Raw genomic sequence first — 14,515 nt, 5'->3', positions numbered from 1 at the left:
GCCTCGCCGCGTTGTCGGAGCGCCCGAATACGCCCAGTATGAGGACGCCCCTCCGCCTTGCGAGGCACCGCATCTGACGCCGTGCGCTGATCCACTGGGGATTACGGGACAGCCCTTAGGTCCGGCCCGCTCGGGTCCCGGGCCCCGGGCGGCCGGCCGCCATCCGGGCAGCGCCACCGCCTCCGGGCGGGCCTCGGGCACGTCGTTCAGACAGCCGCGCGGATCGGCGCGTACGTCGCCGCGGTACTCGTTGATGCCCACGAGCAGGGCGTAAACCCTCCCCATGCCACCAGTCCGGTTCCCCTCCCCGGGCGCCCACTGGCCGAAAACCGGTCGTATCGCGGTCGGTTCGGGGGTGGAGGTGGCTCGAATCCCTTTTGAGGTCGCACGATTGATGGAACGTCACTAATCTGCGTGCTCCACTCATGAAATCCGGGGAGACCATGGGGTACATCGAGCGTCCGCGCCGTGTCGTGCGACCGGCGCAGGACCTCCAGCAGACCACCGGTCAGCAGCGCGAGGCGACAGGGGCGACCCGCGCCCCCGGCCCGCTCGCCGACCGACTGGGGAACCGTTCGGCACGGTTGCTGGAAGCCGTGACCCGCCTCGACGCGGGCCTGGACGAGGCAGCGGGCCACAGACTCGCCGACTGGATCCGCGAACAGTACGAGGCGGACCACCACAGCGCGCCGATCGGCTTCCTCGCCGTCTGCCACCTCGGCCCGCCGTACGTCGACCACATCCTCAACCTCTTCGGCGCCATCCTCACCCACTACACACCCGGTGACGTGCTCCCCGAGCCGTACGGGTCCGCCCGGATGCTGGTACGCAACCCCAGCTACGTGTGGGTGGAGGTGTACTCCGACGGGCTCGTCCTGCCCGTCCTGGCGAACGGTTCGGTGGTGCGGCCCAGCGGGCCGCGATCGGGGGAGAAGGCATGACAGAGATCGACGTCTCACTGCACAGGAAAGTCGCCGAGGTCAACCAGCTCGTCGTCCGGGTCGCCGAACAGCTCGGCCACGTCTCCGGCCAGGTCACCTCCGTGGAGGCCAAGCAGCAGCAGACCCGGACCGAACTCCAGCAGCTGCGCGACGAGTTCCAGGCCTTCGCGGCGCAGGCCCGGCTCACCGCCGCCCTCCAGCGCGCGGAGACGAAGGTCGGCGTCATCCAGGACCGGCTCGACCACGAGTTCGGCCACCACAAGGTGGTCCGGCGCACCGCCGTCGGCATGCTCCAGGCCTTCGACCTCGGACTGGTCTCCGAGGACACCGTCCGCACGGTCGGCGACCAGCTGATGCTCCAGACCCCCCGGTACTGGCTCGCGCCCGCGCTGGTGGCCCTCGCCGCCTGGTCCGCCGACGACCCGACCTTGTGCGAGCGCGCCGTGCAGGAGTCCTTCCGCCGCTCCCCGGACCGCACCTCGCTGTTCTTCGCCCTCGTCCTGCGCCGCCAGGGCCGGCACGCCGAATCCGTCCGCTGGCTGCGCCACTACCTGCTGGCCCAGGACCCGGCCCGGCTCGGCCGCGAGTTCGCCGTCATCCTGGAATCCGTCGCCCAGGGCGCCTTCGGCCCGGCCGGCCGGGGCATGCTGCGCGACGCCCTGGACGAGTGGCACACCTTCCTCGGCAGCGACACCGCCGCGCAGGACGCCCAGATCGACCGCTGGCGGGCCGAACTCGGCACCCTGTGCCCGACCGTGACCGGGGACGAGTTCCCGTTCCTGCACGCGGTCTCCCCGCAGTGGCCGCAGCTCGGCCAGGTGCTCTCCGCCGCCCGCACCCAGCAGGTGGTCCTCGACAAGTACACGGCCATCCTGAACACCGAGCCCACCCCGTCCGGCCGCATCGAGGACGCGGTCGACGACATCCTGGACCGGCTCGTCTCCGAGTACGACAACGAGGAACTGCCCCTGCGCCGCGACCTCGCCTACCAGGAGGCGGTCGTCGCCCACGACGGCGACACCGGCCGGGCCAAGGCGGACGCCGACGCCGACGCGGCCTCGTACGACGTGACGCTCGACTACCTGACCGTGCAGAGCACCGCCGCCCTCAATCCGGCCGCGATCGGCACCTCCGAGGCCACCCGGCGGCTCGCCATCGCCGCCTGCCGGGACTGGTTCCACCACGCCCACCAGGGCTTCTCCCGGGACTACCGGGCCGCCGTACCGCAGGACGTGCAGGCCCGCTTCGAGAGCGTCCACCCGGTGGCCGGACAGAGCTTCGCCCTGCCCGCGTGGAGCGGCTCGTACCGGACCCCGCTGCCGGAGCTGGAGAAGGGGCTCGGCGACCACTGGGACCGGCACACCGCGCCCTTCGTCGCCGCGCTCGGATACCGGTACGGCGCGAAGGTCGCGGCGGCCGTCGCCGTCGCCGTGATCGGCCTGTTCATCGGCAACGCCGTCAGTCCCGCCGCGGCCGCCGTGATCCCGCTGCTGATCGGCGGCGTCGCCTGGCTCCTGATCCACCAGGGCGCCTCCAAGGCCCGCCAGGTGCAGGACTCCGCCCGGCTGCTGCTCGGCGAGGCCAAACGCGACGCGCTGCACCAACTGGTGGGAGCCAGCGCCGACCTGACCAACTGGCAGCAGGCCTACCACGAGGCCGACGCCGTCGAGGCACGGGTACGGGGCCTGATCGAATCCCTCGCCACCGCGGCCGAGGGCAACTCGCCCTTCACCGGCCGCACCGTCACCCCGGGAGGTGAGTACGCATGAGCAGCACACCCGAGCCCCCGCGCCGCCGCCTGTGGGCCGCCGGCGCCGAACCGGCGGAGGAACGCACCACCGCGCGCCTGCGCCGCATCGTCGACGGACTGCCCGACTGGTCCCCGCTGCCGCCCGGCGAACAGCTGGTCCGCCGCCCCGGCGCCAAGCGGGAACAGCCCTGACGATGAACAGCATCTGGGGCCACGGCGGCGACTACGAGACGTGGACGCGCTACCTGCGCGACTGGGCCGAGGCGGGAGCGGCGGCCACCGAGGAGGCCGCCGCCCGACTCCCGCCGCTGCGGCCGCAGGACTACCACCAGGACACCTGGGCCCGGTTCGCACACCAGCTCACCGACGCCCTCGACCGGCGCCTGCGGGGCTGGGCGCAGGCCCTGAGCAACGCCCTGGAGGCGGCCCGCGACGAGTTCGACGCGGGCAGGGCCCTCGTCCAGGGTCGCACCGGCCTGGACGCCATCCGCGCGTTCGCCGTCCACCCCTGCCTGCCGCAGGACCTGCGCGAGCAGCTGAAGGAACTGGTCGACGGCCAGATCACCGGATTCCAGCAGCAGCTGGAGGCCCAGCTGGACCGCGCCGCACGCGGCGGCGCCGACCCCCGCTCCGTCGAGGGCCGCCGCCGCACCCTGCGCGAGAACCCGCTGACCACGGCAGGCCCCGGCACGCCGGGACAGCGGCAGGGCCCGGGCCCGGCGGCGGGCGGCGACGGCTGGTCGTACGACCCGGCCGCCCCCACCCGCCGCCGCGTCATCACCGACTGACCGGAGAGCGCCACCCCATGCCCAACTACGCCGAATGCCATCGCGATCTCGACAGCTACATCTCCGCCCGGGTACCGGTCATCTGCATGCGCACCATCGAACAGCAGCGCGCCCTGCGCCTGGTGCGCACCGCCGCCGGCCACGCCCGGCGCGGCAACATGCCCTTCTGGATCTACACCCGCGCCACCGGTCTGCGTGACCTGCGCAGCAACGCGCCCATGATGGACGACCGTTCGCTGACCGGCGCCATGGAGTACGCGGCGACCCAGTTCACCTCCCGGCCCAACGCCACCCTGGTCCTCGTCGAACCCGACGACCTGGACGCGGACACCCCGCTGACCCGGCACATCGCCGAACTCGCGCGCCTGGCCGACACCAACATGGGCAGCGTCATCCTGATCACCGACAGCCCGGTGTGGAGCGGCCTCCAGCGGCTCGGCATGAGCCTGCAGCTCGACCCGCCCGACGCCGACGAGATGTACGCGACCCTCTCCGCCTTCCTCGGCGACCACCGGGGCCACATCCCCATCGCCTGGGACGACCAGGACACCCGGCGCGCAGCCGAGTTCCTCGTCGGAGTCACCGAGGGCGAAGCCATCAACCTGATGGCGACGGTCGCCGCCAAGGGATCGGTGGAAGCGGGCGACGTCCTGGTCCTCGCCCAGTCCAAGGACCGCATCTTCAACGACCTCAACGGGCTGGAGAAGGTACCGCTCAGGGCCGCCGACTACGCGGTGGGCGGCCTGTCCAACCTCAGGGACTGGCTCGAGCGCCGGGGCCGTCTGCTCCAGGCCGACCTGCGCGACACCGACCTGCGCCCGCCGCGCGGGGTGCTGCTCGTCGGTGTTCCCGGGTGCGGCAAGTCGCTGTCGGCCAAGGCCGTCGCCGCCCAGTGGCAACTCCCGCTGTACCGGCTCGACATGGGCGCCATCCACGGCAAGTACCTCGGCGAGTCCGAGGGCCGCTTCCGGGAGGCCCTGGAGACGGCGGACCGGGTCGCGCCCTGCGTGCTGTGGATCGACGAGATCGAGAAGGGGCTGGCGGGGGCGTCCGACAGCACGGGGGTGCCCCAGCGGATCATCGGCCAGTTCCTCTTCTGGCTCCAGGAATCCAGCTCCCGCACCTTCGTGGTGGCCACCTCCAACGACGTCCGCAGCCTGCCGCCCGAACTGCTGCGCAAGGGCCGCTTCGACGAGCTCTTCTTCGTCGACCTGCCCGACGCCCAGGACCGGGAGGAGATCATCGGCATCTACTACCGCCGCTACCTGAAGACCGACCCCGACCCCGAGCAGCTCGCCCGGCTCGTCGACCTGTCCGAGGGGTTCGCCGGCTCCGACATCGAGGCGGCGCTGCACGACGTGGGCGCCGAGGTCTACCTGGGAGGCGGTACGGAGAACCTGAGGCCCGCCTTCGTCCTGGACACCTTCGCCAACACGGTGCCGCTCAGCCGCAACAACCCGGAGCAGATCGAGGAGATCCGCGCCTGGGGCCGGGACCGTGCCGTGCCCGCCGGGCGTTTCACCGCCACCGCCTCCCGGGGCCCGGCCGGCCCGGCCCGCCGGATCGTCTTCCTGGACGACTGAGCCGCGCCGCCGCGCCGCCGCGCCGGCTGTCGCCCGTCAGCCGGCGGCCGTACGCGGCTTCGTCTGCTGGACGGCCCAGCCGTTGCCGTCCGGGTCCGAGAAGTAGACGAACGATCCCCACGGCATGTCCTGGATCTCGGTCACCTCGATGCCCCGGCCCCTGAGGTCGGCGTACGCCTCCTCGATGTCGGCGACCACGACCTGCATGTTGTCGAGCGACCCCGGGGTCATCCGGGTGAGTCCCTTGCCCAGGGCGATCGAACAGGCGGAACCCGGCGGGGTGAGCTGGACGAAGCGGATGTCCTCACTCACCGTGACGTCGTGGTCGGCGTGGAAGCCGATCCGCTCGTAGAAGGCCTTGGCCCGGTCGACATCGGTGACGGGCACGGCGACGAGTTCCAGCTTGATGTCCATCGCACACTCCAGGATCGGCGGCTCCAGGTCGGTCCATCATGCTCCGGAGGCCGCCACGGCGCCGCCCGACGCACTGCCGGCCGGTGCGAACTGGGTGCGGTACAGCTCCTCGTACCGGCCGCCCGCGGCCAGCAGTTCACCGTGCGTGCCGCGTTCCACGATCCGGCCGTCCTCCACCACCAGGATCTGATCGGCCGCCTGTACGGTCGACAGCCGGTGGGCGATCACCACGGCGGTCCGGCCCGCCAGCGCCTCGGCCAGCGCCTCCTGCACCGCCGCCTCGGAGGTCGAGTCCAGGTGCGCGGTGGCCTCGTCGAGGATCACCACCCGCTGGCGGGCCAGCAGCAGCCGCGCGATGGTCAGACGCTGCCGCTCCCCGCCCGAGAGGCGGTATCCGCGCTCGCCGACGACCGTGTCCAGGCCGTCCGGGAGCGAGGCGACGAGCCCGTCCAGGCGGGAGCGGCGCAGCGCCTCCCAGATCTCCTCCTCGCCCGCCTCCGGCCGGGCCAGGAGCAGGTTGGCCCGTACCGACTCGTGGAAGAGGTGCCCGTCCTGGGTGACCATGCCGAGGGTCTCGCGGACGGAGTCGGCCGTGAGGTCCCGTACGTCGACCCCGCCCAGGCGCACCGCGCCCGCGTCGGCGTCGTACAGGCGGGGCAGCAACTGGGCGATGGTCGACTTGCCGGCGCCGGAGGAGCCGACGAGGGCGATCATCTGGCCCGGTTCGGCGCGGAAGGACACCTCGTGCAGTACCTGCGTGCCGCCCCGGTCGTCGAGCATGGCCACCTCCTCCAGCGAGGCGAGGGAGACCTTGTCGGCGGAGGGGTAGCCGAAGGAGACCCGGTCGAACTCCACCGTCACCGGACCCTCCGGGACCCGGCGCGCGTCGGGCTTCTCGGCGATCAGCGGCTTGAGGTCGAGGATCTCGAAGACCCGCTCGAAGCTGACCATGGCGCTCATCACCTCGACGCGGGCTCCGGCGAGCGCCGTCAGCGGGGCGTACAGCCGGGTCAGCAGAAGGGCGAGGGCGACGACGGAACCGGCGTCCAGGGTCCCGCGCAGGGCGTAGTACCCGCCGAGCCCGTAGACGAGCGCGAGGGCGAGGGCCGAGACGAGGGTGAGCGCGGTGATGAAGGCCGACTGGGCCATCGCCGTACGGATCCCGATGTCCCGTACCCGCGCCGCGCGGGCCGCGAACTCGGCGGACTCGTCGGCGGGCCGCCCGAACAGCTTGACGAGGGTGGCGCCGGGGGCGGAGAACCGCTCGGTCATCTGCGTGCCCATCGCGGCGTTCAGTGTCGCGGCCTCACGCTGCATGGACGCCATCCGCGCGCCCATCCGGCGAGCGGGCAGTACGAACACCGGCAGCAGGACCAGGGCCAGCAGGGTGATCTGCCAGGAGATGCTCAGCATCACCACCAGCGTCAGCAGCAGGGTGACGGTGTTGGAGACCACGCCCGAGAGGGTGTTGCTGAAGGCCCGCTGGGCGCCGATCACGTCGTTGTTGAGGCGGCTGACCAGCGCGCCCGTCCGGGTCCGCGTGAAGAAGGCGACCGGCATCCGCTGCACGTGGTCGAAGACCGCGGTCCGCAGATCGAGGATGAGGCCCTCGCCGAGGGTGGAGGACAGCTTGCGGGTCAGCAGCCCGAGCCCCGCCTCGGCGACGGCGATCACCGCGATGAGCAGGGCGAAGCGGGTGACCGTCCCGCTCTCCCCGCCCTTGACGATCGCGTCCACGATGCGGCTGGCCAGCAGCGGAGTGGCCACCGCGAGCAGCGCCGCCACGACGCTGAGCAGCAGGAAGAGGGTCAGGCCGCGCCGGTGCGGGCGGGCGAAGGAGGCGATGCGGCGCAGGCTCGCCCGGGAGAGGGGGCGGCGGTCCTGCTGGGCGTTGATCGCGCTGTGGAGCGAGGTCCAGGCGGTGACTTCCATGTCCATGACCCCTACGCTAAGACCTCAACTAAACTTGAGGTCAAGGATTCGAGTCCGGACCACCCAACCGTGGCGCCAACTCCCCTTTCTCTTGAGTGCCGTTGGAGGTCTCCTCCACTGTCGGCGCCCAGTGGCATCATCGGGGGCATGACGCAGGGATCCGAGTCCACGCCCTTGGGTCGGCGCGCCGCCGACCCCGCCGACACCGTCCTGCACCACTTCGAACGATGGGCCCGGGACACTCCCGGCGCCCACGCCGTCATCGCCGGTCCCGACAGTCTCACGTACGGGCAACTCGACCTCCGAGCCAACTGGTTGGCGTACCAGCTGCTCGACGCCGGGCTGCCGGCCGGGGGCCTCGTGGCCGTGGGCACCGCCCGGCAGAGCGAGCTGGTCGTCGCCCTGCTCGCCGTTCTCAAGGCCGGCGGGGCCTACGCCGTCATCGACGTCGAGGTCCCGCGCACCGGGCAGCGGCAGCTCGCCGCCGCCCCGCCGTTCGCGCTGCTCACACACGCCTCCCACCGGGCCCGCCTCGACGACGGCCGCGACCTGCGGGTGATCCGCCTCGGCGCGGAGGCGGCCGGCCCGGCCGACCGGCCCACCGGGCCGCCCGCGCGCCCCAGGGACGCGGGCGGCGGCGCGGGCGGCGGCGGGACCGCCGCCTGGCTGTTCACCGGGGCAGCCGTGCCGCGCGCCGTCCCCGTCAGCCACGCCCGGCTGCTCGCCGCCTACGAGAGCTGGGCGGAGGTGGCCCGGCTGACCCCGCAGGACCGCCACCTGGTCACCACCGGAACGGACATCACCGCCTTCGCCGCGGGCTGGACCCGCGCCCTGTGCTCGGGCGGCGCCCTCGTCCTGCCCGAGCACCGCGCACCCTGGCAGCCCGACGCGATCCGCCGGGCGATCGAGGCCGAACAGGTCACCGTGGTGCACACCGACCCGGCCGGCGCGAGCCGGCTGCTCCTGCGGGACTCCACGCCGGATGCCGTTCCGCGGCTGTCCGCGCCGAAGCCCCGTGCCGAAGCCGCTCCCCGGCTTCGGACGCTGCGACTGCTCACCGTCACGGGCGAACGCCTCCACCTCGACGAACAGGCCTCACTGCAAGCCCGCCTGCGCACCGGCGTACGACTGCTCAACGTCTACGGGCTCACCGAGACCGCCGGCGCCGGCACCTGGTTCGAACTGCCCCAACTGCCCGGACCGGTCGACGACCCGGAACAGCGCGCCCTCCTCGGCACCCCCTTCCCCGGCTTCCGCGCCGAACTCCGCGCCGGACAGCTCCACCTCACCCCGCCCGACGGCGGCGACGCGATCCCCACCGGCGACCTGGCCCGGCTGCGCCCCGACGGGCTGCTGGAGTTCGGCGGCCGGATCCGCGACCGGGTCACCCTGGACGGCCGCACCCTCGACCCGCACGCCCTGGAATCCGCCATCCGCACCCACGAGGGCATCGGCGCGGCGATCGTGGCCGTCGTCGCCCGCCTCTCGGGCACCCGGCGCCTCGTCGTGTACGTCGCCCCGCCACCCGGCGAGCCGTTCTGGTCCTCGGGCGCCGGCCTGCCGGACATCGACGAGCTGCGCGAACACCTGGTGGGCAGGCTGCCCTTCGAGGAATGGCCCCGCGCCCTGGTCCGGCTGCGCGCCCTGCCCCGCAACCGGGCGGGCCAGGAGGACCGGGCGGCCCTGCCGCAGCCCGCGCAGGCACCGCCCGCCTCCGCGACCGGGGGAGTGGCCGGGAGCGGGAGCAAGTACGGGCCCGTGAGCGCGGGCAGCGCGCTCTCGGCGTGGGGCGCCCTCGGCTGCGGGGTGGTCATGCTGGGCCTCGTCGGCCTCCTGCTGACGAACGTGCTGTGGCCCGGATCGACGGACCTCACCGGCGTCCCCAACCCGTGGGCGTGGCTCTTCCGAGGCCTCTACCTGTTCGAGCTCCTGGCCTTCGGCGCCGGCGTGCTGTTCCTGCTCGGCGGCCGTCCCCGGATGCTGGCCCAGGGGCGCGGCCGCGCCCTCACGACCGCCGCCCACTTGGCCGTCGTCTACCTGCTGGTCGCCTGGTGGCCGCAGGACAACCTCTACCGGCTGGCGGCCAAGCAGGACTGGCCCCGGCAGGCCGCCCTCGTCTACACCTTCAACATCCCCTTGATGATCGCGGCCGGGGTCGTGGCCCTCTACCTGGTCCGCAAACCGGCCTCCCCGTTCGACTTCGACGACTGATCCGGGCGCGGAGGGTCGCCGAACATCTCCCCGAGCGCGCCGGCCCGCGCCCGTACCAGCGCCTCGGCCGCGTCCAGCACCTCCGCGCTGTGCGCGGCCACCAGGACGCCCAGCCACGGAGCCGGATCGAAGGCGCCGGTCGGGATCGCCGGGACGAACACCGCCCCGAGTTCGGAGCAGCCGCGCGCCAGGGCCGCACACAGCTCCTCCAACTGGGCGTCCGGCAGCCGGGCGCCCAGTTCCACCCGGTCGGCGATCCGTACGAGGTGCCCCGCGCCCCGCAGCGCATCGAGCCGGGCCGCCACCATGAAGGCGATCGACGGGCCGGTGAGCCGCAGGTTGGTCTCGGTCGGCGCCGGCCGCCCCGCGGCGTCGGCGACGAAGTCCACGTCGAACCAGCCCCGGTAGCCGCAGGCCGCCAGTTCCCGGCCCACGGCCGCCCCGAAGGCCACCATCGGCCGCTCCAGCCGGGCGGGCACCACACCCGGCCCCACCGTCGCTCCCCGGTACCCGCCGTCGGCCACGTCCATCACCGCCGCGCCGACCTCGTGCACCCGGCCCGCCTCGTCCACGAACCCGTCGTAGGTGAGATCCCGCGGCCCGTCCGGCTCCGCCGGGCCGTGTACGTACTCCTCCACCAGCAGCGGCCCGCGCGGCAGCCGCCGCAGCACCGCCCGCGCCCCGCCCGCCTCCCGGACGTCGGCGGGCGTGACCACCGTCGTACCCGAACCCCCGACACCGTGCTCCGATTTGAGAACACTGCTCTCGCCCGCCCTGGCCCGGGCCGCCAACAGCCGGATTGCCGCCCACCGGGTCCCGGCCCGCCACTGCGCGGGCAACGTGATCCCGGGATGCCCGCCGTCCTCCAGGATCCGGCCGAACAGGGCGTGCGCCGCCGACTTCGACTCGTACCGCAGCTCCCCGGGCCGCCACGGCCGGCCCGCCAGCCGCGCGAAGGGTGCCGTCCGCCCCCACGGTACGAGCGGCAGCCCGCGCCCCGTCACCCGCTCGGCCAGCGCCGCCCGGGCCCGTACGGCGTCCGACAGGCCGGGACCCCGCTCCACCAGGCCGTCGTACACCTCGACCGGCGCCTCCCAGCCCAATTGCCGTCCCACCAGGGCGATCCAGCCCGGCGGCACCGCCCGGGGCAGCACCAGGGCCGCCGGACGCGGGCTGTAGAAGGCGGCCAGGCAGGCGTAGTCGTGCGCCGCGCGCTGCTCGCCGTCCAGGGAGGCGTCGGCGAACTGCGCGTTGAACTCGGCGACATTGCCCACGTGCACCGCCGGGCCCCCGCCCGTCCAGGCGCGCGCCCAGGCGGCGAGCGGGGCCGGGGCCACCTCGAACCGCACCAGGCCGCCCGGGCCCGCGCCTTCGCCGGCTACCCCGACCGCCACCGCGCCCATGGCCCGGTAGAACCCGGCGGCGTGCGGATCGGCGGCTATGCGCAGCCTGCGGACCCCCAGCTCCACCGCCCGGCGCACGGCGTCCCGGTAGAGCAGCCGCCCCACGCCCTGGCCGATGGCCGCCGGCTCCACGAACAGCAGCCCCAGCTCTGCGTCCGGCGCCAGGTCGTGTCCGCGAAGTCCCGCCTGCCCGGTGGGGTCCGGCACGCGCGCTTGCCGCGTTCTCGTCGGTCGCCGATGCTCCGCATCGACTCCCTCCTCCGCCTTGCAATCGCACGCACCAGACCCCACCGGGCCCGCCCTCCGGGCGGACGGCGCTACTTCGCGGACACTCCCCAGCCCCTCCAGCGAGGCCAGCCCGAGCACCTGCCCGCGGCCGTTCTCGGCCACCACGATCCGGCGTGCCGTCACGTCCTCGGCGCGGATCCGCAGTTCTCCGGCGCACGCGGCCAGGAAGTCCTCGTCGTAGCCCCAGTGCGCCTTGGACCGCATCACCAGCCCGGTGAGCGCCCGCGCCTCCTCGGCCCGTGCGGCTCTGACCTCCATCATTTCCCGGCCTCCCCATGGTCCGCCGCGAGGCCGTGCGATAGATTCGGCCTCTCCACGGCACATACCTTCCCACCCACGCGGAGACAGGCTTCTCAATGAGCGACATCATCAACGGACTTGGCCGCACCAGCGCCTACGGCGCCCTCGGCCTGGTGCTGCTGATCCTCGGCATCGTCCTCGTGGACGTGCTGACGCCCGGGAAGCTCCCGAAGCAGATCTGGGAGGAGCGCAACCGCAACGCCTCCCTCTTCCTCAGCTCCGCGCTCCTCGGCATCGGCGGAATCGTCTTCACCTCGATCTGGACGACGTACGACGACTTCGGCAAGGGCCTGGCCTCCACCGCGGCCTTCGGCGTCCTCGGCCTGCTGCTGATGGCGGTGGCCTTCCTCGTGCTCGACGTGGTCACCCCGGGCAAGCTCGGCGCCATAGTGGTCGACCCGGAGCCCCACCCGGCGGTCTGGGTGTCGGCGGCCTGCAACCTCGCCGTGGCCGCCATCGTCGCGGCCTCGATCGCCTGACGCGGCCCGCGGCCCGCGGCACGCGGAAACCGACTACGGCGAGAGCGCTGCTCCCCACAGGGAGCGGCGCTCTCGCCGTTTTTCAGGACAGCTCCTACGCCAGGCCGAGCGCGAACACCGCGAAGCCCGCCGCCAGCAGCCCCGTCACGGCGCGGCGTACGGTGCCCGCCTTGCGCCCCTCCTTCGGCGGCCCCTCGAACCGGCGCGCGTACCGGGTGATGACCACCAGCAGCACCGCGAACACCGGCATCCACGCGACGCGCGCCACGAGCCACACCAGGCTGTCGGGAGCCGTCGTCAGCCCCGCCACCTCACCCACGAACGAACCGGGCACCGCCGCCGCCAGCATGGCGCTCTGGTGCCAGCACAGGATCGTCATCGCGCACAGGTTGACCACCACCACCGGTGCCCACAGCGCCGGCCGGGCCAGCAGTCCCGCCAGCCGGTCCCGCAGCAGGACGGCCGCACCCGACTGGGCCGAGGCCAGCGCCAGCACCAGCAGCGACGGCGGATGCGAGTTGGTCCGCGCCTCACCCGGGACGCCGACCATCGACGCCGGGTAGTGGAAGACCGTCAGCAGCGCCGCGAACAGCACGCCCCCGCCCACCAGCAGCAGCCACGCCCCGCGCCGCCCGATCCGCCGCTCGCCCCAGGACACGCCCAGCTGATAAGCGAACAGCCAGCCCGGCAGGATGTTCAGCAGGGAAAGCCAGGACGGCACGGAGTCCGCGAGCGGCCCGTAGCGCAGGAAGTCCACGACCGCGACCGAGGCGAGGAGCGGGGCCGCCGCCCACCCGCCGAGCCGGTGCGCGGCCCGCACGCAGTACGGGGTCAGCGCCGTGACCACCACGTACACCCCGACGAACCACAGCGGCTGGACCACCAGCGTGGCCCCCGTCCGCAGCGTCACCTCGGGCACCCCGGCGGCGTACAGCACCGGCGCGGCCAGCGCCCACACCGCCGTCACGCCGAGCACCGGGCGCCCCAGCCGGACGATCCGCCCCTTCAGCCAGGCCGCGGTGGACCCGGGGCGGCGCCGGAAGGACAGCACCGAGGCGTACCCGCCGACCAGGAAGAAGATCCCGAGCATCTGGAGCACCCAGCTCGCCGGGGCGAGGCCGCCGAAGGCGGACAGCGGGCTGGCGTTGTGCAGAGCGCCCTCGGAGTCCACGGTGAACCCGCCGAGCAGCCAGTGCCCGGTCGGCACCGCCAGCAGGGCGAGGGCGCGCAGCCCGTCGATCGCCCGGTCGCGGTGGCCCGGGGTCTGCCGGTCGATCCGGTCGGCGGCGCCCTTCAGCAGGGTCAGCGCGCGCGAGGTGCTCATCGGACCTCCCCCCGGGCGATCGCGGTGAAGGCGGCCAACGACTGGGTCCCGGGCGAGAAGTAGCCGGTGTGCCCCTTCACGTCGGCGGCGGGGACCCGGCGGGCGCCGAAAGCCGCCGAGGTGGGGTCGGCGCCGTGGCCGATCCCCGCCACCTCGACGTTCGGCACGTCGGCGATCCAGTCGGAGGGCCCCCGAGCCGCCCAGACCCGGGCGCCGGTGCCCAGAGCGGCGGCGGTCCGGGCGCGCATCCCCGGCGAGCCGAAGGCGACGATGTCGGCGGCGTCCGTGTGCCGGGCGGCCAGCCCGCAGACCACCGAGCCGTAGCTGTGGCAGAACAGCACCGGATCGGGAGAACCGACCGCGTCGAGCCCGGCCGTGAACCGGGCCAGCCGGTCCGCCCCCGCCTCGGCGAGCCGTCCCTCGGCCGCGTCCAGGCCGACGCCCACCGGAGTGGTGTAGCCGGTCCATGCCACGACGGCGGTGGACCCGCCCGCCGCCGCCCGCAGGGCGCGGGCCATGCCCGCCGGGCCGGTGCCGGGCTTGCGCGGGGCGTCGTGGGCGGTCGCGTCGTTGTCCGACCCCGGCACGATCACCGAGACGTGCTCCGCGTGCTCCAACTCCCCGAACACCTCGGCGACCTGGCCCCGGCCGCGCGGGTCGAAGGCCAGGATCCGGCGGTCCGGCGCGGCGAGGGAGGCGTAGCGCGCCCCGCCCGTGGCGGTGATCGCCAGCCGGTTGGCCTCGTACCGCAGGGGGAGCGGCGCCCCCTCCAGATTGCCTACCACCAGCGGGTGAGCGCGCAGGAGTTCCCGCTGCCGCGCCGGGTCCAGCCCCGCGAAGAACGCCGCGACCTCGGCCGGCGAGGCCATCCGCGGATCCGGCATCGGCCGCTGGCCGGCGGTGCTGTCGGCCAGCCAGGCGGCGGTGCCCGGCGGCGGCCCGGTGACCGCCGCCTGGCTGTCGCCCGAAGCCCAGCCGGCGGTTCCCGCGACGACGGCCACGGCCAGCGCGGCGGCACCCAGGGTCCTTGCGAAGCGGCGCATGCCCCTTCTCCTCTCCTCGTGTCGAGGAGGAAGGTAGGAAGCAGGTACCGCTCCGTACG

Annotated in this window: 12 protein-coding genes; 7 read left to right on the top strand and 5 right to left on the bottom strand. The window is 73.8% G+C overall.

Features of this window, described 5'->3' with window-relative positions; genetic code table 11:
• Nucleotides 1-443 precede the first annotated feature (443 nt).
• From ACWDYJ_RS17760 to ACWDYJ_RS17740, 5 genes are read left to right on the top strand one after another with little or no spacing between them, the layout of a single operon-like run.
• Nucleotides 444-941 (top strand): hypothetical protein, encoded by a 498-nt coding sequence (locus ACWDYJ_RS17760; protein ID WP_451566480.1) that lies wholly within the window; start codon nt 444-446, stop codon nt 939-941.
• On the top strand, nt 938-2,710 hold the full coding sequence (locus ACWDYJ_RS17755; protein WP_451566479.1) for a hypothetical protein: 1,773 nt from the start codon (nt 938-940) through the stop codon (nt 2,708-2,710). Before ACWDYJ_RS17760 ends, ACWDYJ_RS17755 begins: the two co-directional genes overlap by 4 nt.
• On the top strand, nt 2,707-2,883 hold the full coding sequence (locus ACWDYJ_RS17750) for a hypothetical protein (RefSeq protein WP_451566478.1): 177 nt from the start codon (nt 2,707-2,709) through the stop codon (nt 2,881-2,883). Before ACWDYJ_RS17755 ends, ACWDYJ_RS17750 begins: the two co-directional genes overlap by 4 nt.
• A gap of 2 nt (nt 2,884-2,885) precedes the next feature.
• Nucleotides 2,886-3,479 (top strand): hypothetical protein, encoded by a 594-nt coding sequence (locus ACWDYJ_RS17745; RefSeq protein WP_451566477.1) that lies wholly within the window; start codon nt 2,886-2,888, stop codon nt 3,477-3,479.
• A 17-nt stretch (nt 3,480-3,496) separates the two neighbouring features.
• Complete coding sequence (locus tag ACWDYJ_RS17740) at nt 3,497-5,062, top strand: AAA family ATPase (RefSeq protein ID WP_451566476.1); 1,566 nt, start codon at nt 3,497-3,499, stop codon at nt 5,060-5,062.
• Nucleotides 5,063-5,098: 36 nt separating this feature from the next.
• Here the strand turns inward: ACWDYJ_RS17740 and ACWDYJ_RS17735 are convergent, their stop codons facing one another.
• Nucleotides 5,099-5,476 (bottom strand): VOC family protein, encoded by a 378-nt coding sequence (locus tag ACWDYJ_RS17735; RefSeq protein WP_451566475.1) that lies wholly within the window; start codon nt 5,474-5,476, stop codon nt 5,099-5,101.
• A 36-nt stretch (nt 5,477-5,512) separates the two neighbouring features.
• Nucleotides 5,513-7,414 (bottom strand): ABC transporter ATP-binding protein, encoded by a 1,902-nt coding sequence (locus ACWDYJ_RS17730; protein ID WP_451566474.1) that lies wholly within the window; start codon nt 7,412-7,414, stop codon nt 5,513-5,515.
• A gap of 141 nt (nt 7,415-7,555) precedes the next feature.
• Between ACWDYJ_RS17730 and ACWDYJ_RS17725 the strand changes: the two genes are divergently transcribed.
• Nucleotides 7,556-9,619, top strand: a complete 2,064-nt coding sequence (locus ACWDYJ_RS17725; protein WP_451566473.1) for an AMP-binding protein — start codon at nt 7,556-7,558, stop codon at nt 9,617-9,619.
• Here the strand turns inward: ACWDYJ_RS17725 and ACWDYJ_RS17720 are convergent.
• The gene (locus tag ACWDYJ_RS17720) at nt 9,574-11,571 is read right to left on the bottom strand and encodes a GNAT family N-acetyltransferase (RefSeq protein WP_451566472.1); all 1,998 of its coding nucleotides are present in this window, start codon (nt 11,569-11,571) and stop codon (nt 9,574-9,576) included. The two genes, ACWDYJ_RS17725 and ACWDYJ_RS17720, sit on opposite strands and share 46 nt — an antisense overlap.
• A gap of 95 nt (nt 11,572-11,666) precedes the next feature.
• Here ACWDYJ_RS17720 and ACWDYJ_RS17715 point away from each other — a divergent pair, with 95 nt between their 5' ends.
• Nucleotides 11,667-12,089, top strand: a complete 423-nt coding sequence (locus ACWDYJ_RS17715) for a DUF350 domain-containing protein (protein WP_451566471.1) — start codon at nt 11,667-11,669, stop codon at nt 12,087-12,089.
• A gap of 94 nt (nt 12,090-12,183) precedes the next feature.
• On the opposite strand, the gene ACWDYJ_RS17710 is transcribed toward ACWDYJ_RS17715, so the two are convergent.
• Nucleotides 12,184-13,413, bottom strand: a complete 1,230-nt coding sequence (locus ACWDYJ_RS17710; RefSeq protein WP_451566470.1) for an acyltransferase family protein — start codon at nt 13,411-13,413, stop codon at nt 12,184-12,186.
• Nucleotides 13,410-14,456: an alpha/beta hydrolase gene (locus tag ACWDYJ_RS17705; protein WP_451566469.1), complete on the bottom strand. Its 1,047-nt coding sequence runs from the start codon at nt 14,454-14,456 to the stop codon at nt 13,410-13,412. Before ACWDYJ_RS17705 ends, ACWDYJ_RS17710 begins: the two co-directional genes overlap by 4 nt.
• Nucleotides 14,457-14,515: the final 59 nt, after the last annotated feature.

Source organism: Streptomyces sp. NPDC003042 (assembly GCF_053591315.1).
The sequence above is the reverse complement of the archived record's forward strand: the minus strand, read 5'-3'. Positions and strand labels throughout refer to the sequence as shown.